Source organism: Mycoplasmopsis verecunda (genome assembly GCF_033546915.1).
Taxonomy (GTDB): domain Bacteria; phylum Bacillota_I; class Bacilli_A; order Mycoplasmatales; family Metamycoplasmataceae; genus Mycoplasmopsis; species Mycoplasmopsis verecunda.
Genome location: NZ_CP137850.1, coordinates 591,974 through 617,124, shown reverse-complemented (window position 1 = coordinate 617,124; position 25,151 = coordinate 591,974). Strand labels below are relative to the sequence as shown.

20 protein-coding genes are annotated in these 25,151 nt (G+C 26.3%); 5 read left to right on the top strand and 15 right to left on the bottom strand.

What is annotated here, in order from left to right; genetic code table 4:
• Window positions 1–57 precede the first annotated feature (57 nt).
• The 6 genes from SAM46_RS02365 to SAM46_RS02340 all read right to left on the bottom strand — a co-directional run bounded on the left by SAM46_RS02365 (window position 58) and on the right by SAM46_RS02340 (window position 9,203).
• Complete coding sequence (locus SAM46_RS02365; RefSeq protein ID WP_318635559.1) at window positions 58–1,707, bottom strand: IS1634 family transposase; 1,650 nt, start codon at window positions 1,705–1,707, stop codon at window positions 58–60.
• 209 nt (window positions 1,708–1,916) lie between these two features.
• On the bottom strand, window positions 1,917–2,237 hold the full coding sequence (locus SAM46_RS02360) for a Smr/MutS family protein (RefSeq protein WP_078746877.1): 321 nt from the start codon (window positions 2,235–2,237) through the stop codon (window positions 1,917–1,919).
• Entirely contained in the window at window positions 2,225–2,761 is a 537-nt protein-coding gene (locus tag SAM46_RS02355; protein WP_078746876.1) for a cysteine hydrolase family protein, read from the bottom strand. Before SAM46_RS02355 ends, SAM46_RS02360 begins: the two co-directional genes overlap by 13 nt.
• Entirely contained in the window at window positions 2,754–3,623 is an 870-nt protein-coding gene (mutM, locus tag SAM46_RS02350) for a bifunctional DNA-formamidopyrimidine glycosylase/DNA-(apurinic or apyrimidinic site) lyase (protein ID WP_078746875.1), read from the bottom strand. Before mutM ends, SAM46_RS02355 begins: the two co-directional genes overlap by 8 nt.
• Window positions 3,623–8,020 (bottom strand): PDDEXK-like endonuclease domain-containing protein, encoded by a 4,398-nt coding sequence (locus tag SAM46_RS02345; RefSeq protein ID WP_078746874.1) that lies wholly within the window; start codon window positions 8,018–8,020, stop codon window positions 3,623–3,625. The genes mutM and SAM46_RS02345 overlap by 1 nt, the downstream gene beginning before the upstream one ends.
• Before the next feature lie 103 nt (window positions 8,021–8,123).
• Window positions 8,124–9,203: a hypothetical protein gene (locus tag SAM46_RS02340; RefSeq protein ID WP_078746873.1), complete on the bottom strand. Its 1,080-nt coding sequence runs from the start codon at window positions 9,201–9,203 to the stop codon at window positions 8,124–8,126.
• Between the two features lie 281 nt (window positions 9,204–9,484).
• Here SAM46_RS02340 and SAM46_RS02335 point away from each other — a divergent pair, with 281 nt between their 5' ends.
• From SAM46_RS02335 to ylqF, 5 genes are all read left to right on the top strand, one after another.
• Complete coding sequence (locus SAM46_RS02335; RefSeq protein ID WP_078746872.1) at window positions 9,485–11,356, top strand: ribonuclease J; 1,872 nt, start codon at window positions 9,485–9,487, stop codon at window positions 11,354–11,356.
• Between the two features lie 103 nt (window positions 11,357–11,459).
• On the top strand, window positions 11,460–12,005 hold the full coding sequence (locus tag SAM46_RS02330) for a tRNA (cytidine(34)-2'-O)-methyltransferase (RefSeq protein WP_078746879.1): 546 nt from the start codon (window positions 11,460–11,462) through the stop codon (window positions 12,003–12,005).
• Window positions 11,980–12,711 (top strand): TrmH family RNA methyltransferase, encoded by a 732-nt coding sequence (locus SAM46_RS02325; protein WP_235645888.1) that lies wholly within the window; start codon window positions 11,980–11,982, stop codon window positions 12,709–12,711. The genes SAM46_RS02330 and SAM46_RS02325 overlap by 26 nt, the downstream gene beginning before the upstream one ends.
• Window position 12,712: 1 nt before the next feature.
• Window positions 12,713–12,976, top strand: a complete 264-nt coding sequence (locus SAM46_RS02320) for a DivIVA domain-containing protein (RefSeq protein WP_159442399.1) — start codon at window positions 12,713–12,715, stop codon at window positions 12,974–12,976.
• Window positions 12,969–13,829: a ribosome biogenesis GTPase YlqF gene (gene ylqF / locus SAM46_RS02315; protein WP_078746870.1), complete on the top strand. Its 861-nt coding sequence runs from the start codon at window positions 12,969–12,971 to the stop codon at window positions 13,827–13,829. Before SAM46_RS02320 ends, ylqF begins: the two co-directional genes overlap by 8 nt.
• 39 nt (window positions 13,830–13,868) lie before the next feature.
• Here ylqF and SAM46_RS02310 read toward each other — a convergent pair whose 3' ends face one another.
• The 9 genes from SAM46_RS02310 to SAM46_RS02270 all read right to left on the bottom strand — a co-directional run bounded on the left by SAM46_RS02310 (window position 13,869) and on the right by SAM46_RS02270 (window position 25,150).
• Window positions 13,869–14,435, bottom strand: coding sequence for a thymidine kinase (locus SAM46_RS02310; protein ID WP_078746869.1), 567 nt, complete (start codon window positions 14,433–14,435; stop codon window positions 13,869–13,871).
• A gap of 199 nt (window positions 14,436–14,634) precedes the next feature.
• Entirely contained in the window at window positions 14,635–16,830 is a 2,196-nt protein-coding gene (gene mip / locus SAM46_RS02305) for an Ig-specific serine endopeptidase MIP (protein ID WP_143826103.1), read from the bottom strand.
• Window positions 16,820–18,187, bottom strand: coding sequence for an MSC_0618 family F1-like ATPase beta subunit (locus tag SAM46_RS02300; protein WP_078746867.1), 1,368 nt, complete (start codon window positions 18,185–18,187; stop codon window positions 16,820–16,822). Before SAM46_RS02300 ends, mip begins: the two co-directional genes overlap by 11 nt.
• Complete coding sequence (locus tag SAM46_RS02295) at window positions 18,187–19,719, bottom strand: MSC_0619 family F1-like ATPase alpha subunit (RefSeq protein ID WP_078746866.1); 1,533 nt, start codon at window positions 19,717–19,719, stop codon at window positions 18,187–18,189. Before SAM46_RS02295 ends, SAM46_RS02300 begins: the two co-directional genes overlap by 1 nt.
• Window positions 19,719–21,830, bottom strand: coding sequence for an MSC_0620 family F1-like ATPase-associated subunit (locus tag SAM46_RS02290; RefSeq protein ID WP_078746865.1), 2,112 nt, complete (start codon window positions 21,828–21,830; stop codon window positions 19,719–19,721). Before SAM46_RS02290 ends, SAM46_RS02295 begins: the two co-directional genes overlap by 1 nt.
• Window positions 21,818–22,285, bottom strand: a complete 468-nt coding sequence (locus SAM46_RS02285) for an MSC_0621 family F1-like ATPase epsilon subunit (RefSeq protein ID WP_078746864.1) — start codon at window positions 22,283–22,285, stop codon at window positions 21,818–21,820. Before SAM46_RS02285 ends, SAM46_RS02290 begins: the two co-directional genes overlap by 13 nt.
• The gene (locus SAM46_RS02280; protein ID WP_078746863.1) at window positions 22,278–23,195 is read right to left on the bottom strand and encodes an MSC_0622 family F1-like ATPase gamma subunit; all 918 of its coding nucleotides are present in this window, start codon (window positions 23,193–23,195) and stop codon (window positions 22,278–22,280) included. Before SAM46_RS02280 ends, SAM46_RS02285 begins: the two co-directional genes overlap by 8 nt.
• Entirely contained in the window at window positions 23,176–23,724 is a 549-nt protein-coding gene (locus tag SAM46_RS02275; RefSeq protein WP_078746862.1) for an MSC_0623 family F1-like ATPase-associated protein, read from the bottom strand. The genes SAM46_RS02280 and SAM46_RS02275 overlap by 20 nt, the downstream gene beginning before the upstream one ends.
• The gene (locus SAM46_RS02270; protein ID WP_078746861.1) at window positions 23,714–25,150 is read right to left on the bottom strand and encodes an MSC_0624 family F1-like ATPase-associated membrane protein; all 1,437 of its coding nucleotides are present in this window, start codon (window positions 25,148–25,150) and stop codon (window positions 23,714–23,716) included. Before SAM46_RS02270 ends, SAM46_RS02275 begins: the two co-directional genes overlap by 11 nt.
• Window position 25,151: the final 1 nt, after the last annotated feature.

Genomic DNA, 25,151 nt, shown 5'->3' with positions numbered 1-25,151 from the left:
TATAACGGAATAAAAACGAACATTTCTACCGTATAGACTTGTTCGTTTTTTCATGCTCTAAATTACTTGTACAAATTTATTAAATATCGTTTTTATTAGTTCAAAATCTTGTATTAATGAATTATTTTCACTATTTTTTATGTAAATTTCGTCTACAACATTACCATCTACAACTTTTACAAATTTTTGTGCAGATTTTATCGCTTCTATTGTTCTTTTATTTGTAAATTTATCTATAACACCATAATCATTTAATGATTTATTTATTGTATACAGCAAATATTTGAAAATAACTAATGAAATAAAACATAACAAGAAATGTCCATTTATATGTGCATCAGTTCATACATACATAGGTCTAACTTCAAGTGAATTTTTTAAAGTTCTAAAGTTTTCTTCTATTTGTCATTGCTTTGCATAAATTTCCACTATCTCTTGTGCTGATAAATCTCTTCTTGATGTTTCATAAATATAAAATCCATCAAATTGTTTATCTTCATTTAGCTTGATTAAATCTAATTCGTATCGTGCATCACCATTTCTTTTAAAGAATCTATATTTTTTGTGGCCTAATAACTTTGAACCTTCTACATAACCATCTTTATTTTTTAATTTATTGAAATTATTAATCAATATATCTCTATCAGCTTTATCTTTTAAAGCTCGTTTCCTGCTATATGTTATGATTTTTTCTTCTCTGATGACCATTAGGTCTCTTTTGTTATATAAAGATGCTACTGTTTGTTCCTTATATTTAAATTCTTCAGTTCCTATATAATCAGTTTCGTTTAAAACATATTCTTTAAAATCTTTTGGACCTGATTTTAATCTGTATGAAATAACATAATCTATACCTTTTTGTTCTAAAAATCTTAAATTTGCAGTTACAGACATTCCTTTGTCAGCAACTATTGTTACATTTTTTATGTTATAAATTTTGCTCATTTCTATTACAAAAGGAATAAATGTTTTTGAATCTGTTGTATTACCTTTAAATAATTTGTAATGAATCGGAATCCCATTTTCATCTGTTGCTAAACCAATAACAACTTGATCTTCTTTAAATTTACCATCTTTTGAATAACCAGGATATCTCAAACCTGTTCTTCTAAAACTTTCAAAATAAGCTGTTGAAGAATCATAAAAAACTAATTCAATATTTCTAGATGTATTCTTTGTTATTTTTTCGTTTAATTGTTTAAGAATTTTGCTTTCATTGTTGTTCAAAATATCAAGCAATGTGTAATAACTAGATTTTTTATAATCTGGTGTATTTTCGTATTGAAACTTATTTTTATATGTAGAAATTAAGCTATCTGCATTCAAAATTCTTGATGAAACTGTGTACTTTAGTAATCTGTTTAAATCTTTATGTCTTGTTTTTGGTAATGCACTAAATATTTCAAATTTATCAATTAAATCATAAAGAAGATTAATTCCGTAATTAATATTATATGTTTCAGACTTTGAACTATTTAAATCAAACATAATTGCTTGTTTAATTTTGTCTTTTGATTCACTTATTGATAAATTCTTTATTGAATTTTTAATTACATTAATAGGATCTGAATTTAATTCTTGTAATTTTTCCAATCTTCCTAATCCTATTTGATTACTATAACCTTTTCCATATCCATTTGATGTGGCTATCGAAATATATGTATGGTCTTTTCTTTTATGTTTTATGACTATAAATTTACTTTCCATACTCCTATTTTATCATATTATACAAGTAATACAAGTAAAAAAATGAATAATTTATGGGATATGAAAAATTCCATATACCAAAGGTATATGAAATCTTATTTAATTTCTAAAATCAATATTTTGAGTCCGTAACTTGGAAACTCAGGAAAAATGATAAGGATTCGCTTAAATAGGCGAATTTTTTTGTAAAAAAATTCCCAAATAGGGAATTAGAATTTGTAACCAGTAAAGATATCGTCTAAGTCATCTTCATCCAATAAATCTTCTTCAAGTTCTTTATCATGAGGTGAGTTCATTGAATCTGTAAAACTTCATGCATCAACTTGATATGCACCACCATTATTTGTGGTTTGGTATTTAATATTATTTTTATCTAAAAATGTTTCTAGTGCTGATTTAAGTGTTCCTGTCCCATTACCTGTAATAAATAAAACGGAATCAACTTTATTTCTTCTTAAATCATATAAATGTTTAACAACTTCAATCATTGCTTCTTCTGATGTTAAACCGTGTAAATCTACATTTCTCATTCTTTTATTTTAACTCCTGCATTTTTCATTAAGTTTAAAGCCATATCATGATACAGTTCTGCTTGATGATCTGGTGAATCATATGTTGCAACTGCATTGGAATAAACAATTATATTTTTATCAGCTTTAATGCTATTTAAATAAGTTCTTAGAGATAAAACTAATTGCAATATACAAATATCCGTACAACATCCTACTATATGAAATTCATCATACATATCTCAAGTTTTTATTGGTATAGCTCAAATAGAATCTGTCGTGTTTTTATAAACTATATTTTGCACAAATGGTTTTAATTCATCTACAATTTCGGATTCAGTATCATTACCTAAGCAATGCAAAGGATATATTTTCATTTCCAAATCATCTTCGTAATGATGATCGGCTACAAATAAATTGTGATCAAATTCTTGTACCATATTTGCAATAGTCGGAATTACTTCAGCAACTTTTTCACTAGCTAAAGGTCCTTCATAAGCAAAGCCTTTTAACATATCTACAACTATTAATAGTTTTTTATTCATTTTCCTCCGGCTGGCAGTTAGGACAAAAACTGGTGCCGCGACCATTTTGCTTATAATCTAATTTTACCTTTTTTATTTTTGATTTCTTACATGTGGAACAAAGTTTTCCACATTTTCCATATACTTTCAATTCATTTTGATATGTACCTTTTTGTGAATTAACAGATGTATAGGTATGAACTGAAGAACCGCCCATTTTAATAGAATTATTCATAATTTCACCTGCATATTGTAATAATTCCTCTAGTTGGTGCAAAGTGATTTTATTACATTTAATCATAGGATTAATTTTAGCTTTGTGTAAAGCTTCATCAGCATAAATATTACCTATTCCTAGTACTAATGATTGGTCTAGTAAAATTGATTTAATACTGATATTTTTCTTTTGAATTTTATTAAATAAAGCTTGTACATCAACATCTAAAGGCAGTTTTCCTAGGTTTTTAATTTGATAAATATCCCTATTATCATTAGCTGGAATTATTTCAAAAGATCCAAACATTCTCGAATCATTATAAATAAGTTTTAAAGGTTTGTTATAAATATTTAGTAAGTCAAAAATCATGTAATTATGAGTTTGCGATAAAAAGTAATTATCGTTTGAAGGATTTCAAACAAAATATTTACCCGACATTCTTAAATGTGAAATCATTCTTGAATTATCATTAAAAGTAAAAACTATAAATTTACCATAGTTTTTTACATTTAAAATTATTTTATTAATTAAGAAATTCTTAAATTCTTCTGCTGTAGCATTTTTAATTAATTTCTCTTTAATAATATTTACATTAGTTATTTTACAATTGCTTACTAATGAATTTAAGGTATTGGTTACAACTGTAACTTCAGGATATTCTGGCATTAAATCTCCTTGCTTAAATCTAATAGTATTTTTTCTACTTTATTAATTGTTTGAACTGGTTTTAGTTTAAATCCTAGTAATTCTAATGCTATTTTAGCAAGTTCATTATAACTAATTTCACTATTGAATTCTTTAGCTTTAGTTATAAAATGTTTTCATTCTTTTGGATGTACAAAAGTTATATCTCTTCTTTCATCATCATATGAAGTTTTAAATTCAATTTCCTTATCAATAGCATTTCTGTTTCATAAGAAACCATCTTTTGATAAGAATGTACCATTTTGAAGCACTAAATCCATTTTATTTTTAGGATTTGCAAAAACTTTAGATACTATTTTATTTAATTCTTTATAAGAAATAACATCTAAGTTATTTTGTAAGTAATGAGCCTTATCACCGATTTTGGTATTTTTTCTAAGCTCTTTCATATTTAATAAAGGTTTGAATAATGATTTAAAATCGATTTTTTCAACTTCTACAATATTATTTTGTAATAATTCTTCAGTTTCCTTAGTTACATCTTCTCTTGGAATTACTTGGCCATTAGGAGAAATATGTTTTTTAATAAATGTTTCTAATTGTTTTAATTCGGCTTCTTTATTTTTGAATCAATCAGCTGATCATAAGCGATATATGATTCAACCACGTGATTGAAGTACAGAACTTCTTAAGTAATCTCTATCTTTAGCTACACGAGAAGACATAAATGTTGTTCCATCACATTCAATTCCTAAAACATATTTATTTAATTTAGTATCATAAATTGCTAAATCAAGTTTAAAATCACTAGCACCAACATTAGCATCTACTTGATATCCTAAAGCTCTTAGAGAATCTTGGACATCTTTTTTAAATGTTTCTGAAGGTGTATTTTTGAGATTGATTATATTAACACCTAATTCAGCATTTTTGAGTAATTCTTTCAGAAACATTGCGCCTTTAGAATGAATTTTATTTATATTAATATCAGTATGTTTCATTGATGATATTATATACATAGCTTCTTTAGCACGCGAAGCGGCAACATTTAGTCTCTTGTATCCTGAATCTTTTCTATTTAAAGCTCCAAAATTATTTGATATTACACCTTTTTCATTTGGGCCAAAACCAATTACTAACAAGATAATGTCTCTTTCATCACCTTGTACGTTTTCAATATTTTTAATAAAGAATTTAGTTTTGCTTTTCTCTGATAAGAAAGAATTATATTTTGGACTTTTCTTCAAGAATGCTTTAAGTTCTTTTTCTAAATAATTAGCCATAGTGATATTCATTGTAATTACACCAATAGTTTTGCTATCTTGGAATTTATCAACGATTTCAGCTAATTTCTTAATAGTATATTTAGCATCAGCTTCATTGATTCTTTCGTCATATGTACCTTTGGTATAAATGAAGTTTAAACCTGTGTATTTAGAATCTGATTCAGTATTCGGGAATGAAACCAGAGATGAACCATATACATTCATATTTGATGAATAAATTAAAGATTCATATTTAGATCGATAGTGTCATTTTAATGAAATGGTATTTAAGAATGAAGCTGAAGCAGAAAGAATAGATTCGTATGCATTAAGATCATAAATTGCTTCATCATCAGTATCTTCAATATCAATTTTTTCTTCAAAGAATGTAGTAGGTGGTAATTGTTCAGTATCACCACAAACTATATATTGGTTTGCTCTAAAAATAGAAGTTAAAGCATTTTCGGTTTTAATTTGACTAGCCTCATCAAAGATTAAAACATCAAATTGTAATTCGGAATCTTGAAGGTATGTAGAAACTGATAGCGGTGACATCATTCAACAAGGTTTAATTCTAATTATAGCATCACCAGCTTGTGCAACAACTTTTTTAACAGGTTTATGACGTCTTGTTTTAGAAGCTTCAGCCTTAATTATTGAATATCCTTCTTCAGTACCAATAAACTTAGGTATTTGCTTGCAACATGCTTCATTAGCATATGTTGATGATAATTTATTTAAAGCAATAATATCATTTCTATAATCTTCGTGTAAGTCTTTTAATCTCTTAAAGTCAGAAATTAATCCATTTCTGTTTAAAATATCTCTGATATTTCATCTTGTATATGCTCATATAAATGATGAGGTAAATAAACTTGTGTAATTATTAGAATTGAAATGATCTAATAAACCATCAAGACCATATTCCTTAATTTTTAAAGTGTAATTATTTTTATTAACAATTACATAACCACTATTTTGATCATTTAATAATGTTCTAACAAAGCTAATTACAGAGAAATAATTTAAGTTTTCTGGATTTAATTTAAATAAATTGCTAATTAATTTATATGAATCATTTATTTCGCTTAAAGTAGTTTCTAATTGGTCAAAAGAAGTATTTTTAATAGGACTGCTATCTTTAGTGTAGTTAACTGCATAAACAAATGATGTTTCACTAAATTGTTTTGATAAATTATCAAAATTATTAATTAATTGTTCTAATAATGAAAGATTTTCAATATCAAATTCAAATGCTAATTTAGGTAAAATACCTTTTATTTCTTTAAATCATTTATCAGATTTTAATGCTGATTTATATAGTTTTTTAACTTTTGAATATGAAGATAAGTTAGCTTTAAATCCAAAATCATGATTGCCTAATTCCTTTTTGTTTTCTTTGTATTTCTTAGAAAACATTCTGAAAAATGGATTTTTATTTTGTTTAATTCAATTAGCAAGGAATTTAATATTTGTGTTATTTTGACTATATGTAATTTTGTTATAACCTTGTAATCTAATAACACGAGAATATAGTTTTAAAATATTTTTTAAAGTATAAATTTCTCCACTAAATGTAAAGTTAATATCCTTGTTTCATTTAGTATTTGTTAATATAAAAGCAATATTATCTATCTTATTTAATTCATCTACTAAATTATTATTTTTATCAAATATATATTCTTTATTTTCACCCATGAAGTAGTTTAATCTAGATAATGAACTGTCTAATGTTGTTAAAGCATTTAGTACTTGATCAAAGCTTATGGTGTCATCATCTTTAATTTCTAATCAAGATGAATTAGAAATGTTTTTAAATGAATTAAGAGTAAATTCATAGTTCTTTAATAAATTAGTTATATCTCTTATTTCATCTTCAGAATATGATCTAGAAAATGTAACTGATTCTAATCCTGGCAAATGGTTTTTAATATCAAGGTAATTATTAAATAATGTAAATAATGGAATTTTATTATCTGGACTATCAATTAATAAGTTTTCATAATTGTTAATAAAGTTAACATATTCATTAATTCTATTTGCGATTTCTGCTCTAGTTGAAGTATTCATTGAATCATATTTTTGTGTTGCTTCATAATCTTCAAGTAATTTCTTAGTAAATTGTTTATTATTATCATCGCTATGTAATCTAAGAATAAATTTATCAAATCCTTTAGCTTCAAGTGTATCATAAACTACATCAACAGCAGCTTTTTTCTCAGCAACGAATAAAACTTTTTTACCTCTAGACATTAATTCAGTAATTATATTAATAATTGTTTGAGATTTACCTGTGCCAGGGGGACCTTGTAAAACAAAACTATGTCCTTCAATAGCTGCTTGAATAGCTTTTTCTTGTGAACCATCTGATTCTAAACAGTGGTAAAAGTTAGAATAATCAACTGTTTCATCAATATCTTTATCATTTGTCAAGTTAAAATTAAAATTACTTGTTATTCCATTAAGTTGTTTATAAAATGCTGAACTTTCTAATTTATCTTTATTTTTAATTAAATCATTATAAATAGAGATTTTAGAATAGGTAAATACTCCAAAATAAATACTATTGTTAATTGTTAATGTATTATCCATTTTAGGTAATTTTTCATACATTGATTTAAGTAATTTATCTAGATTTGCAGTAACTTCTTGAATATTGTTTCATTGTTCCAAATATTCATTTAATATAGCTAATAAATCAAAATTATATTCAGTTTTAAATTTAAAAGCTAATGTGTAATTAGGTTCAATATTATCAATTGAAGCATCTAGATAATATTCATCTTTTTCGGATGTTAATGTAGAGTTGATAATGAAAAGTGGGGATAATAAATCATTTTTATCTTTATCTTTTCATCTTAAAAATCCAATGGCTAAATTTAAAATATTTACACCTGTTTCTTCTACAGACAAGCGACCTATTTTGTTATATTTCTCCATTTTCTTTTTAAATTCATCATCTTTTTCGTTAGCAAACATATAATTGCTTTTTGCTTTTATATCACTTTTGTCATTTGTGATTAAAAAAGAACCTACATTTTCTTCATTAATTTCTGCTACATGTAGATATTTCTCTTTTTTAAATTGAACTAAATAGTTTTTTAATGACGTATCCAACAATTTATTTAAAATATTTTCAAACATATTTTCCATTATTTTGTGTCCTTTATAATATTATTTAATTAATAATTAAATAATATCAAATAACAAAATTAAAGGCTGAAAAATTATAAAAAAAGCATCACTTAAAGTGACACTATTTAAATGAGATAGATAATACTTTATGTGTTTCATTTGGCCCTAAATTATTGATTATATTTGTTAGATTATCTAATTCAGATTGTGTTAAAGGTTGATAATTCTCAACAGATATAAATTCTAAGTGTTCAAAGAAACTTTTAATCATTTCCTTATATTGGTCAAATGCTGTTGCAATAGCCGCTAATGTAGGATCATTATTTGCTAAACTAGGCAAGTTTTTTGTTAAGTCATCAAAATATTTTTTAAATAAATTAAGGTTCTTATCAATATATTGTTGAATTGTCAAATCCTTATCTATAGTAATTGTTGCGATAAGATTTATATTTTGCTTTAAATAAACATTTTTACCGTTATATTTAGGATCGTTATTTGTAATGATTTTTAGATAAATTTCATTCAATTTTTTAGCAGATTCAAGACTTTTATTTAATGATTCTTTTGAAATATTATTTAAATCAATTGTAATAGGTGGAATATTTTCAATTACAGATTCTTCATAATTATTAACTTGAGAATTAAGGAATTGAGTATTTTCAGTAAATAATTTAAAAATAAAATTTGTAAAGGCATTGTCATTTTCTGATGGCAAGTTGTTAATTAAGTTTGTACCAAGGGCTGCCATATTTACTCTAAGTAATTTAGCAGGAATTGTTAATAATGATTTATAAATATTTTTTAGATTATTAAAAATTTGATCATTATTTATAACCCTGTCATTAGAATTAAGTACATTTAAAATTAATTTAATTTGATCGGCTAGATTAGGATTAGTTAATGCTATGTTAACATCAGAATCTTTTGATTTTAATAGACCTATATTTAATATATCAACATTAACAGGAAAATCTTTCTTTTTAATGTTGTTATCTTTTACGAATTCATCAATATTTTTGAGGGTACTTGATAAAACTTGTCCGCTATTTTTAACTATATTAGTTTGTTGGTTATTATTGTTATCATCTTTTGTTGTTTTCTCATCTTTTCCTTCAGTATTACATCCTGCTGCAGCTACAATAGGCAACATAGTTGCTGTTGCACCAGATAATGCAAGGAATAAGGTTCTTAATTTTTTCATATAACTCCTTTATGAATATATATTTATAATTATATTAATATTTATAGATAATAATTACATTAATATAAAATTATTTCTAATAAAAAAGTACATTATTTTACAAATATTTATGCACAAATTGAGTCACTTAGCTTTTTTAAAATTTTTAGACAGTGAAAAATGTATTTTCTATATAATATAAAAGATAAATACAGATAGTATTTTTTCAATCATTTCAAGATTATAATAATAAAATTTTCGCATCTATAATGCTCTTTTTATATTTGCTTTAAGGAGAAACTATGAAACAAAAGCAACCTACTGAAATTTTTGCTCTTGGTGGAGTAGAAGAAATAGGTAAATCGACTTTAATTATCGATCATAAAGACCATATTTTCATTATTGATTCAGGAATTAAATTTGCTGATACATTTAACACTGGTGTTAAAGGAATAATCCCTGATTATTCATATTTAAATAAACCTGAAAAAACTATCGAAGGATTATTTATTACACATGGTCACGAAGATCATATTGGAGGAGTTGTTTATTTAGTGCAGCAAACTAGAGTTAACAAAATATTTGCTCCACGTATAGCAATTCAATATTTAAAACTTAAATTTGATGAACAAAGAATTCATAGAGATATTGAATTTATCGAAATTGAAAAGAATCATGTATATAATTTTCCACAAAATTGTAAGGTGGATTTTTGAACTGCTCAACACTCGATTCCTGATGCTTTTGGTGTTAGAATAACAACTCCAAATGGTTCATTAATGTGTACCGGGGATTTTAGATTTGACTATACACCAATAGGAAATTACACAGATTTTGCAAGATTAGATGAAATAGGTAAAGATGGTTTAACCGCTTTATTATCAGATTCAACTAATGCTATGAGACCTAATCACTCTCCTAGTGAATCAGATATTTTAACCGATATTGAACGTCACATGAGAGCAGCAAAAAGAAAAATCATTATTACTGCATTCGCTTCAAACCTAACACGTGTTAAAGTTATTATTGAACTAGCTGCTAAATTAAATAAAAAAGTTATTACTTTTGGTCGTTCAATGATTCAAGGTGTTAAAATTGGACGTAAATTAGGTTACATAAATGTTGCTAATGATGTTTTGATTGATAAGAAAGATTTACCCAATGTCAAAGAATCTGATTTGGTAATCTTAACAACTGGATCACAAGGGGAACAATTAGCAGCTTTATCAAGAATGAGCTATGGAAAACATGCAACAATTAAAATTACTAAAGGTGATGTTGTTATTTTCTCATCTAGCCCTATTCCTGGAAACAGAATGGTAGTTGAATTACTTGTTAACAGATTATATAAATTAGGAGCAATCATCAAAGAAAATGGTGTAGATGGTTATTTACATACTTCAGGGCATGCTTATCAATGAGAACATGACAAGATATTTGCATTAACAAAACCTAAATATTTCCTCCCATACCACGGTGATTATAGAATGTGCTTAGTGCATGGAAAAACAGCTATGCGTAATGGTGTAAAAGAAAAAAATGTTTTAATTCCACAAAAAGGTCAAGTGTTTGAAATGCTAAATAATGTAATTACACCAACTGATAGATTTATTAATTATGGACCTATTTTTATTGATGGGAACACTGTTTTATCAGTTTCTGAACATATTTTAACTGATAGAGCACAATTAAAAGATAGCGGATTTGTTAATATCATTTTTATCCTTGATAAGAATAAAAATTCAATTGTGCAAAGACCACAAATTGTAACTCGTGGAAGTTTTTTCGTTAAAACATCAAAAGAATTAGTTGAAGAAGCCAAAAGAGTTGCTCATGGTGCTGTTCTTTATCATATTAAGAATAATGAAAATTGAACAACTGAAGAATTAGAAACAATTATTAAAGAACGTTTATCAACTTTATTCTATAAAGAAAAACGTAGAGACCCAATTATTATCCCTACAATAATTTATACAAACGAACCACAAGAACCTAAATTAGAAAAAGCTAAAATTAAATTTACAAATAATAAAAGTGATGTATCTGATGCTGTAGCACCAGATGGTAAAAAACTTCGTAAAACACTTGCTAAAGAACTTGAAAAGACAAGAAAATCAATCTTTGGTGATGTTGAAAACGATGAATTAGATATTGATGAAGAAGATGAAATTTAAAAAATATCCATTAGCACTTTTGCTTTGGGTATTTTTTCTTTTCGCCTAGAAGCAAGGGATAAAACTAATAAGTAATAGTTCAATATCAATGTATAATATACATATGTTAAATATAGTTTTATATCAACCAGAAATTTGTCCAAATACCGGAAATATTATTCGTACCTGTTTTGCAATAGGTGCAAAATTACACATCATTAAACCAATTAGTTTTGATCTTCATCCAAAATGATTAAGAAGAGCTGGAGCTGGAAGAATGCTTTCAGATATTGAACATGAAGTTCATGCATCATATGAAGATTTTGCTAAAAAATACGGTAATAAAAGAATTTTTTATATCACAAGATATGGACTTAAATCTTATACAGATGTTAATTACAAAAAAGAATTTGAAAATACTGGTGAAATATGATTGATGTTTGGTCGCGAATCAACAGGGATTGATAAAAAGGTGCTGCAAGATCATTTAGATGATTGTTTAAGAATACCAATGGTATCAGCAATGAGATCAATTAATTTAGGTAATTGTGTAAGTATTCTTGGATTTGAAGTTATGAGACAATTAGATTTTCAAGATTTATCACTTTACGAAGTTGAAAAGGGAAAATATTTCTTAAGAGATTATGTTGAAGATAACGAGCAAAAGTAATAATCAAATAGTTAGATTAAAAAAACTAATTGAAAATAAAAAATATCGTCAAAAAGAACAACAATTTATTGTTGAAGGATATCATTTAGTTCAAGAAGCTAAAAATTCAGGATTATTATTAAGCACTTATGAATCTAATCCTGAAAAAATAAAATATGATGATTCGATTTTGATTACAAAAGAATTAATGAAATATCTATGCGATACAATAACACCCCAAGATATTATTGGAGTATGTAAATTTCCTAATAATAATCAAATAGGAAGTAAGGTTCTATTTCTTGATGAATTACAAGATCCGGGTAATGTAGGAACTATTATTAGATTAGCTCAAGCATTTGATATTGATACTGTAATTATTAATAAGTTTGATTATTTTAATCCTAAAACAATTAGATCATCACAGGGTGCATTTTTTAAAACTGACATCATTGGAACTAAAGATGGATTTAATTTATTATCCAAAATAAAAAATAATGGTTACAAGATTTATGCTACTGTGCTAAATGAAAAAGCTAAAGAGTTAAATCACGTAGTATTCAATGAAGAAAAATTTGTTTTAGTTGTTGGAAATGAAGGAAATGGTATTACATCAGAAATTCAATCAATTAGTGATGAGTTTATATATATCCCAATTTCATTTGAAAGTTTAAATGTTGCTTGTGCAACAGCAATTGTTTTGAACAAAATTAGAAATGAGAACTAATATGGAAGATAAATACAAAATATTAAGTGAATTAATTAAAAATAAAAAGTTTAATCTAAATCTAGAGGGATATAACAAAAGTGAAGTAGATGATTTTTTACAATTTATTTTTACCAACTTATTAGACGGAGAAAACGAAATCAAAAGATTACAACAACAACTAGATGAATATAAAGATTTGTATCTTGAAGAATTAAAAAAGAATCAAATGTTAGAGGAAGAAAATAATAGATTATCAAAAGAAGTGGAAAAAATATATGAATAATGAATTAGAAAAAGACAATAAATACCAAAATTTAATCCAATGATATCCTGGGCATATGGCCAAAGCAATGAAAGATTTACGTGAAAATGCTAATTTGGCTGATCTTTTCATTGTTGTTTTAGATGCTAGATGCCCAATTAGCTCATATAATGAGGATTTTGATAAAATAGCACCACATAAGCCTAGATTATTTATTATTACAAAGTCTGACTTAATGGACAAAAGCAAAAAAGCCATGATTCAAACTAGATTTAAAGGTGAAAATCTATTATGACTTGATTTAAGAAAGCAAAGTTCAAAAAAACCTATTTTACAAGCTATTAAAAAGGTTATGAATGAAAAAATTCAAAGAAATAAAGCTAAAGGTATGCTGATTACTAGAATTAAATCATTTGTTGTTGGAGTTCCTAATTGTGGAAAAAGTACTTTAATCAATCTAGTTTCAGATAAAAAAACATTAAAAGTAGCTAATTATCCAGGTGTTACAAGAGAGAAAAAATGAGTAGTCAATGGAGAATTTCTATTTTTAGACACTCCAGGGATTTTACTTCCAAAGTTTGATGATCAAGAAAATGCAATTAAATTATTAGTTACTGGAGCAATTAAATTAGAAAACTTCCCACAAGAATTTTGCGCTACTAAAATTTATGCCTTAATCTCCAAATATTATCCTGATAAAATAATTAATTTAGGTTTACAACCTTCTATTGATGATGTTGAAATATATGCACAATTTCACAAATATGCTTTATTAAATAGTATTTTAAAAGATAAAGGAAAAGCTGATTTATCTCGTGCTTACACATTATTTATTAATTGAGCTAAGAATTTAAACGATGTAACTTATGATTAAAAAATTACCAACCATAACAACATGGTTGGATTTTATTTGCTATTTCGTTTTATTGCTATCTTTTTGATGACATATTCTACATCTAGCTTCATATTCAGCATCACCTAATAGATGTAATTGTTCTGATTTAACTTTTCTATAAGACATATTAGCTTGACCATAACATTTAACACAAACAGCTTTAAGCTTTGTTATTTCATCTGCTAATGCTAGTAATTTACCTGTAGTATTAAAGCTTTTACCTCTAAAGTCCATATCTAATCCAGAGACAATAACTTTAATACCACGATTTAATAATTCTTGAATATGATCAACTATATTTTCATCAAAAAAGTGTACTTCATCAAATGCTACAGCTTTCACACCAAAATCAATATGTTTTCAAATATCTTGTGGTGATTTGATTTTGATGCATTCTAATCTTGAGCCCGTACGAGATACAATTTCATCACTAGAAAAACGAACATCATATTCTGGTTTAAAGACAACGAATTTTACTTTTGCTATTTTTAAAGTAGTTAATCGTTTAATTAATTCTGCAGATTTACCCGCAAACATAGGACCTGTTATAACAGATAAATATCCTTGTTTCAATTTTCAAAACATTTATTTATACTCCTTAATTATTATGTATTTAAACTATACATTATTAATTTTAAATACCGCATTTCCATATTGTGTTTTTAGCTATTAGCAGGTAGTTTTATAACTTAAATCAATATGGAAAATGTATTTTTCATATCTTGCTAATTGGCTTATTAAGCTTGTTTTAAGAAAAACCATAGGATTAAACCTATGGAATTTACTATTTATTAAATTTATATTCATCAGGTATTATATTAACACCATTAGGGAATAATTTAGTTTGATATGAATCTCCATATATTAATTGTAATGCTTGACGGTATGAAGTTCTTTGGTCTTGACCACCACCATAAATTAAGTCATATTGTTCTAAATTATAATTACCATATTGGCCATTGTAATTATATCCAGGTGATCTTAATGCTTGGGAAATAGAAACTAATGAAGTTAAATTGGTATCAGCAGCTAAATAAGTAATACCAATTATATTTCCGTTAAGATCTCTAACTGAAGAACCTGACCCACCAGGAGCAGGTTGTCAGTTTTGAAGAACATAACCTAATCCATAATTTATATAACTATTACCTTGATATGGAGAATTTTTTTCTTTAAGATATTTAACTTCAAACCCTTTATGGTCAGTAACATTTATTATTGGGTTCGAAATCATAATATCTGTAAGACCAGGTTTATCAATAAAGGTGCGAAGAGCTAAGTTTTGAGATAATCCTGATCCTAGTTGTGAAGAGTTTTTATTATCTTTTCTATGTTTAGAAGGTTTATTAACTCACACCGAAGAAGTAAATGCTAATGATGGAATATCATTTTTATTGCTTAATGAATTTACTAAATCATCATCATCTTTAGCATTTGGGAATCCTAGTGCCAAGAAGTTATAATCAACTTTAGTTACTTGTTTATTATCAACAGTTAATTTTTCTTTATATAAGTCATCATAAGTTGTTAATAAATCATAATTAGCTGGTTTAGATTGATTATCTTTATTTTGATAAGCTGATGTTAAATACAAGATATAGTCATTGTAATTATTAAAAGAGTTGTAATCTAAACCTTCATCATCATTAGGTGTTAAATAGTTATAAACGTTTTGATTTGTATTTAGATTAAATTCTAATACAGCAAAATCAGCCATTTCTTCTAAATTTTTATAAGGTAAATTTGCATCAAGATATGATGAAGGCGATGAATTTAAAAAGTTAGTACCAGCATATATTATTTTGACATCTTTGGGATCAAATTCAAAGATATCTGCGTGTGTATCTTTATTAGTTTGTTTTAATTCATTACCAATTGGCGTTGAAGAATTAAAGTGCCCTAAACGAATTAAAGTGGTAATTCCAGTAATATTACCTTCAGCTTGCTTAAATGCTTTAAGAGCATCATTATAAGGAACTAATGCTTCTTCGAATTTTTGATTTAATTCTTTTCACTCTTTAGAATCTTTTCCATATTTTTTTTCTATATCTTGCAGTTCTTGTTCCATTTTAGCAACAGGGCCTTCAATTTGATTTAATTTAGTCTTGGCTTGAATTACTGAATCAGCATTTGCTTTCATTGCTGAATCACTTAATACATTAGTATAAATTGAATCATTAGGCTGTGGAGAAATGATATCTGCAGCCACGTGCAAGTTAGTTGCTAAATAAAGTTTATCAATTTGATTTTGTGTATTTGTATGATAATCAAGTATTCATGCGGTACCTTGAGAGAAACGATTGTCAGCAATTTGACCAGAAGCATTACTTAAATATTTATTAGCATTAGAAATCATAATTGAATATGATTCTGCTAAAACATTTTTATAGTACTCATTAGGAATATATCTAGCAGTACCACGATCTCCTGTAGGATCTGCTCAATATTTACGTCTTAAATATTGTCCTAATGGATTAATAACTAGTTGATTATTATTATTTGTAACAGAGAAGTTTTTAGCATAAGAATCAAGAAAGGCTGGATATTTATCAGAAGCAGAATTATCAAAGTTTTGAACATGATTTCTATCATATGTTTGATAAATTTCTTCATATGCACTTTGATCATTACCTCATAGATATCTAACTAAAGCATTTATATATGGAGTTTCATCATAGTAATATTTGTTTAATAAGCTGGCATTTATATAACTATCGCTATCAGCATTAGATGGAGTTGTACTATCTGGAATATTGTGATTATTACCACCGCCATTCAAAGGTGGAATAACTGGTCCCGGGTCAACTGGATCACCTTCGTGTGGATCTTTTTTAGGTGGCTCTACTGGTTGGGGAACATTTGGGTCCTTAGGGGGTTCTGTCGGTCTTTCGGGATATGTGTGGAAACATGAAACAGGAAGAAGTGTAATTGAACTTCCTGCTAGCATTAATAATAAGTTTTTAATAGTTTTAATTTTCATTATCGATATCATCTACTGTTGCAATAAATGAGAATTTTTCAGGATTATTATTTATAAATTCGCCTAGTACAATTCTTTCAACTGATCTAATTGTATCTTCAAGTGGAACATATACACCTGGTGATTGTGTAAAATGTTCAGTTGTATGGAAGTATTGAGAGAAGAAGTTTTGCAATTGTAAAGCTTTTTTAACAATAATTTTTGATTCTTCATCTAATTCTTCAATACCTAGAATTAAAATAACATCTTCTAATTCTTTATATCTTTGTAAAATCCGTTTAACTTCAAAAATTGCATCATAATGTCTTTTACCAATAATATTTACATCGACTGTTGCTGAAGTTGATTCTAATGGATCAAAAGCTGGATAAATATTTTTAGCTACCACATCACGAGAAAGAACAAGGGAACCATTTAAGTGGTTAAAGACTGCTAAAGCTGATGGATCTGATAAATCATCCATTGGTAAGAACACAGTTTGGAATGAAGTAATAGAACCATTTTCATTTGAGAATAATCTATTTTCTACTGAAGAAATTTCGGTATTTAATGTTGCTTGATATCCACCAAGTGATGGTTTTTTATCAAGTGAAGCTGAAATTTCGTTTCCGGCTTGTAAGAAACGGAATATATTATCAATAAATAATAAAACATTTTCTTTTTCACTATCTCTTAAATATTCAGCTGCTGTAATTCCGACAGGAACTATACTCATTCTAGCTCCAGCACTTTCGTTCATTTTAGAAATAAACATTATTGAGTTTTTCATTAAATCAGATTTAGTTAAATCATCATATAGTTCTACACCTTCTCTAGAACGCTCTCCTGCACCGATGAAAATTGATGAAGTATTTTTAGCTTTCTTAGATAGGTTGAAAATGATTTCTTTCATTAAAACTGTTTTACCAACTCCAGCTCCTCCGAAGATTCCGATTTTTGAACCTTTTAAGATAGGAATAAAGAAGTCAATAGCTTTAATACCTGTTTCTAGTATTTCTGGTTTAAATTCAAAATCATGGTTTGCAATAATTGTTGAATCCATTTCAACTGTTTTGAATTTTGTGTCAGGATTATTTAATGAATTCCCCATTACATCAAAGATATTATTTTTAGCACTATTACCTACTGGTACCATAAATGGTTTTTTACTATCAATGAATTCTTCATTTATAGTAACAGGCTTATTAGATTGAATAATAACTGCATAGACAACATTTTCATTAATTATTTTTTTAACTAATAAATGAGTATCGTTTTGTGTTGATGAAAGAATGTTATTTATTTTAGGTAATTCATCATTTGTAAATTTCAACTCTATAACATCTGTTCAAATTTTCGTTACTGTACCTTTATTCATTATTTATCTCCTATTTTGTGATCGATTGATTTTAGCATTCTTTCATCTAAAGCAATAAATTGTTGTGTTGTATTAACTTTTCAATCTAAGTTTTTATAGCTAGCATATTGTGCTAAAGCAAATGCGAAGAATTCTTTTGCCATTTTATCATCGTATGGTAAATTGTTTAACATTCTGTTTAATGTATCTTTAGCAATTTCGTTTTGCTCACATAATTCTTCAATGAATTTTAATCCTTTTGGAATGTTTGTAACATTTTGTAAGATTCCTCATGAAATCAATTTAGCTGTTAAAAACATGATTGATTCAGAATAAATTGAAACTCCTTTTTGAATAAACATTTGTTCAACTAATGAACCATTTTTTAATAATGAAGAAGTTTCATCATTTAAATCATATTTCAATGATGCGAGCTTAATTTGTCTTTTATAAGCTTTATAAATTTTTGATATTTTTCCTGATACCTTAGCGATATAAGGTTTTTGTACAGCTCCACCAATACGAGAAACTGATAGATCGATATCAATCGCAGGCAATTTACCCTGTGCAAATAAATCGGTGTTCATTACAATTTGACCATCAGTGATTGAAATATCATTTGAAGCAACTAATGATGTAATATCATTTTCAACACTTTGCAAGATTGGTAAAGCAGTAATTGATTTTCTACCTTTAAATTTACCGCTGCGTTCAAGTAATCTAGCATGTGCAAAGAACATATCTCCTGGAAAAGCTTCCTTACCAACTGGTTTATTAGTTAGGAGAGCAATTTCACGATAGATATTAGCGTGTGATGTTAAATCGTCAAATACAATTAAAACATCATTATCGTGAGATAAGTTTTCAGCATGTGCCATTGCGATATAAGGGGCTAAATATTGATCATAAGGTTGCTCAGCTGAAGCATTAATAATAATGGTGTAATCTAAAGCATCATTATCATATAAGGTTTTGTATACTGAAGCAATATCAGCTTGTTGTTTTCCGATTCCTACATAAATACATTTAACATTTTTATTCTTTTGATTAATAATAGTATTTAAAGCAAGGAATGTTTTACCAGTTTTACGGTCTCCAATTATTAATTCTCTTTGACCTTTTCCAATTGGAATTAATAAGTCAATTGACATATAACCAGTATTTAATTGTTGTTCTAATGGCTGATATGATAATAAATCATTTGGTTTATTAAATGCTAATGATGTATATGATAATTTAATATCAGAATCCTTTACATTAGCTGGGAAAAGAACTTGTCCTTTAATATCAATAATTTTCCCAAAGTAACGAAGTGATGTTTGGATTTTATCTTCACTAGTAAAAGGAATAACACTTTGTCCAACTAAGAAATCACCAACTTTACCTTCAGCTAATAAATATGCTTTACCCTCGGTGGCTGAAATTAAAATTAGATTAAGTTCTTCATTTGAGTCAAGTTTAAATACTTGATTTTGAAAATATGGATATTTACCTGATACCTCGACAACATAGTCAAATATACCTGAAATTTTTGGATATATAGTTTTACTCATTATAGACCTCCGAGTCCTATTGTAAATAGAATAATAGCTAAAATTAAGAATAGCGAAGCTAATGATCCTAATAATATAATTTTTGTTTTAGTGTTTTTTATCTTGTATTTTTTATTTGTTAATGTTAATGTAGAACCAGCTAAACTTAATAGAATAAATAATCCTAATGAAATACCTGCAAATGTATATAACAATGTTTTATTCGCGGCTGGCTGAGTATAAGGAATTTGTGGCATTGCAAAGATTGAATCTCTTAATTGTGTAATTTGTTGTTTATAATCAGCCGAATTTGCAAGTGGTTGTTGATTTAGAATAATGTATAAATCTCTAAAAGTTTTATTAATTCTTTGAGTTAAATTCGTATATTCTTGATATTGTGAATACAAGTCAAATGAATTATTAATAGCTAAACCTTTTAAAAATGAGATATCATCGTTTAAAACATCTAACCCTTGATTAATTCAATCGAGTCCAAAATAATTAACTTTGTAATATTCATTTAGCACTAAGATATTAGCTTTAACAATATCTAGTTTATTTTTGAGTCCTTGAACTATTAAATTGTAAGTATTAACAAAAGCATTTGGTAATAGAGCAAAGTAATAAACATTATTAATTAAAGTATTTTTTAAAGTTGATAATATAAAATAATTAATTTTTTCGCCAAAAGTTGAATCTAAATTATCTTCTAATTTTATTGAGCTAACTGATGATCCATAAGTTGCAATAATTTCATTTAAATCTTTTAAATATTGCGCTTGGAATGAGTTTCTTACAGCTCTTGAAATCATATTAAATAGCACATTAGCAAGTTCTTGATCGACTAATTGTTGGTAATCAATTTTAGCCATAACACCCATAGCATTATATAGTTGAATAAAAATGTTTTTAATTAAATTATAAGCTGCTTGAGTTGCAAGAGTATCTTGCTTACTTGGCAAAACATTTACTTCGTAGCTATAAGTACGAATATTATTTGTAGCTATTTGGTCTTGTATTTTAACATCAGCAATTAATTTATCTTTAACTAATTTAAGTTCTGTAACTGAATATTTATATCTAGTATTAATTGAGTTATAGAAGAAGAAATAATTATCGGAATTTTTGTTTGGATTTTTATTAAATTTATTAATAAAGTTTTGTTTTGCTCCAGCACTAGTTAAAGAAGTATATGTATCAAATACAGTAGAAGAAATAATTGGATTTAATGAAGGGATATTTTCAATTTCATTATTAGAAATAGCTGGATCTACTACTTGTGGTAATGGCGGAATTATAGGTGATGGTGGTTTGTCTTGGCTATCATCTTCTTTTGAGTTCTGTGATAAGTCAAACATTAGAAATCTTTGACTAAATTTTGATTTAATGTAATCATCTCATGAAGAATATCCTTTTGGATTATTAAGGTTAAAATCTCCATTAGAATTAAATGTTATAGAAGTATCTTCAAAAGTTGGGATATCATCATCATTATCAAAAATATCTGTAAATTCACCTTGCAAGTTTTTAAAATAATCATCAATTTTTGCTGTGAATTGATCTTTGGTTAATGTATTAGTCAACACTTCACTGGTATATTCTTTTAAATCGCTTATTTGTTCAGGTACTAATGGTAAGTTTAGATAAGGATTTTGTGCATTAGTATCAGAATTTATTAATACTTGCTGAAATGATTGAGAATCAAAATTAAGCACCATACTTTTAAATGATTTAGAAGTAGCTAGAATTTCTGGATAAAACATAAAGAATCCGTTATCTCTTGGGTTAGCTATAATAGCTGCTTTATTTTTTTCAAGATAAGTAGCTACTTTTTTAATGTACATACCTTTTAAGATATCTGCAGCTTCTTTAGCTGAATCAGATAAATAGGAATTAGCCTCATTATGTAAATCTAAAATACCTTGATCAATTATTTTACCTAATTGCTCGCTTTGAATATTATCTTTAATGCCTTTAAATTGGTCAAATTCAGGAGAAATATTATTATTTTCACCACTATCACCATTGTTATTATTATTAGTTGAATCTGAAGTTGTAGAAGCAGACATTAATGCAAATGGAACAGTTGTGGTAACTGGACCAAGCAATAATCACTTACTTATTTTTCGCATGATGTCTCCTCTTTGTTTAGATTAAATAATACAATGGCTTTATTAATAAATATTTCATTTCTTAATTTATAAATTTCTATTTTATCTATGTTGCTAACATTAAGTTGCTCGCAAGCATTAAGGTATTTTAATCTTTCTTCTTGTTGTCTAAGAAGTTTTTCAGTTTGAATGATAAATTCATTAGTTTTAGCAACTTGCCTGTATTTTCTACATGCTCCACGATATGAAATTTTAATTTCATCATTTAAATATGTAATAAAAGCATTATCTAGTATGTAATATATATTGTTATCATCTTCTAGTTTAATTTTGATAAAAACTTTATTAAAACTTCCAACAGAATTTGATTTAATGTTATCTCATTTGTCTTGTAAATTAATATTTAAAGCTAAGTTAGAAATATATAGTGTGCTTTGAGAATTTTGCGAAGCTAAAATGCATTTAATTTTATTCATGACTAGCTCCTTTAGAATTCTCGTGTAATAAGTCTTTTTTCTTAGAAAGAATTGAAGTTTGTTCCACTTCTAATTCACGTTTAGCACGAAGAACTTCTAATTTATATCTCTTCTGTTTCTTCTCTAGATCATTAATTTTTTGATTCAAGGATACAAGTGAGTATTTTTGATAAATCAAGTTAGATTCACTAAGTAATGCTAAACACATATAGGTTAAATATGATTTAAATTCAGCTTGAACAAAGTTTTCAACATCTGGATAAATATGCTTATTGTCTAAATCTAAATATTGTGTATTCTTTTGATAAACATCTAACTCGAAGTTTAAATCATTTAATGGAACAATATTTAGACTTAATTCTTTGGTTTTAGCAGAGTTAAGTACAAATTTAATGTTGTAAAATCCATTTGCTTCAAGATAAGCCAGTAAGTAATCTGGCAAAATATCTGTTAAAGCAAGCACATCATTAAATTCACTTTCAAATATGACTGAATATTGATTTTGTGTAGCAAAATTAATAGCTCTTTTTCCGATACAAATAAACAAGTCATGTTTATTAACATTATTAGCTAAATAATCTTCATATTTTTTATATGAGTTAGTTTCGTATTTTTCTTCTTCGGTAACATAAATTCAAATAGTTTTATTTGAGTTTGTTTTTTTGTTTAAAAGTTTTGTAAAGATTCAATAATATTGATTATTTACTGGTTGAATTAAAGGGTTTGATAATGAATAATTATTAGCTAAGTAATCAATAAATAGTTTTGATTGATTAGCTTTTTGAAAATAACTCCCAATTTGTTGTGATAGTCTTAATATATTGATTAAGACCATGTTTTTTTGTGATTCAACAATTTTTAGAATTTTTTCAAGAGATTGCGCTTTTTGCTTAATTTTCTTGATTTGCATAATTTGTTATCCCTGGATTAAAGAAGATATTAAACACCCTTAAATCAGCATTATATTTAATAATAATATTTGGAATGATTTCAACAGCTTTCTTATCTAAAACTAGATATTTAGTTAAGAAATCATTATAAAGATTTAGTATTTTATCAGTTGCTAAATCATTAGATATTTTTCAGCTTAATACATTAACATTAGTATCAATATTTTTATTTAAGGTAGGAACTAGATTAGTTAAACTAAATCTAGGATTAATAGTTCAACTAAGAGTAAAATCACGATACGCAATTTGATCTTTATTAGATACAAAAGCATCTCTGCGACCAACTAGTTCAATTCATTGTGCATTATTTTTACTAATGTTATTTATGATAAGAAATTGATTAGTAAAGGCTTCATAAGAAATGAAATCAGCACTATTTTTAGTTTCGTAAAAATCTTTAGCAATAACGTCAAAATAAGCTTGTTGATCATTACTGATTGATTTATTTTTATTTGGATGAAATATTTTGCATAAGATATTAGATTTCATTTCTAACTCCTTTGTTTTTATTAAATTTATAAATAATATATGTTGCTCTTGTTCAAATATAACCTTGATAAATAATTTGTAATAAACAAGCGACAGCTGGAATAATAATAAATGTATCAACTAGAGTAAATTTAAATGGAATTGAAGCGGTTAAATTATTTCCAGCAGATTGTAATTGTGCATCTAAAACAGCGAAGAATATTGCAATAGTTAAAGATGATAACATAACAATTAATGTATATCTTGAAATATATGAAACTTTATAATTTAGTAATCTTCACAATATCATTAAAGATAATAATGAAAATACTATTATCATAACTACCATATAGTTATTAAATTTATCCACATTTAACATTCTTATCACAAGTAGTGATATTAAGTAAATCATACTTATAATTATTAATCCAAATCCACGAGTGGCTTTATTAAAGTTTTTAATCGTTGGATTTTTCAAAATAAAGTAAATAGGAATTAATAGAACAAAAGCTATTACTAAGGTAGTTGCTCATAAAACATGAGCTGGTTTTCTATCCAATAATGGTCCATCATTAAGTTTCATCATAAATACATTAATAAACATTCATAATGTAAATATTAATAATACTCAAAATGAGAAGCTAAAATATTGTTTAGATAAAGCTTTAACATCTTTTTTATCTTTATTTAAGATAAATAAATTAGCTATTTTACATACTAAATATAATGTGAATAATGTACTCCATACAATTAGCAATAAGATTGCAATCAAAATATTATTAACAAATAAGTCTCTAAATCATACTTTTAATAAATTAGCTGATGTAAATAAGCTTTCAGCAGTATTTCCTAGAATGAATACTAATAGTAAGACACATCCAGATATTAATAGTAATATTTTTGAAATATTAGCAATAATGAAGTTTCAAGTATATGTTTGTGTAATGCTATAAACTTTTCTTACATACAATAAGTAATAAATATCAAATCCTATATTTATTAACATCAATAAAGTAAACGGAATTGTATTAATTAATATTCTATTTATCGAATTCTCTTCAGTAATTTGATTATTAAACAATAAGATAACTGAAAGAATTGATATTCCTAAGTAACTTATTGTTCATGGTAAGTACTTCGCAAAACTTAATGTAGTTTTAGTACTGTTGCGATACATCCAAAAAACCGAAAGAATCATTGGAACAAGTAGTATGACAAAGTTATATATAACTATAAAATTATGTCCTTGTAAATCAGGAGTGGAAACATCGAGAAACTTATCAATTGGCATGAAAGCTTTTGGTGTTTCTAATCCTGTATTTTTAATTTCTCATCCTAATACATTAGATAAAGAGAATAAAGTTAATAAGACAAGAATGCCAAGTAAGATATAACTAAAAACATTTTGTCAGAAGAATAAAGTATTCTGTTTAAGATATTTTTTCATT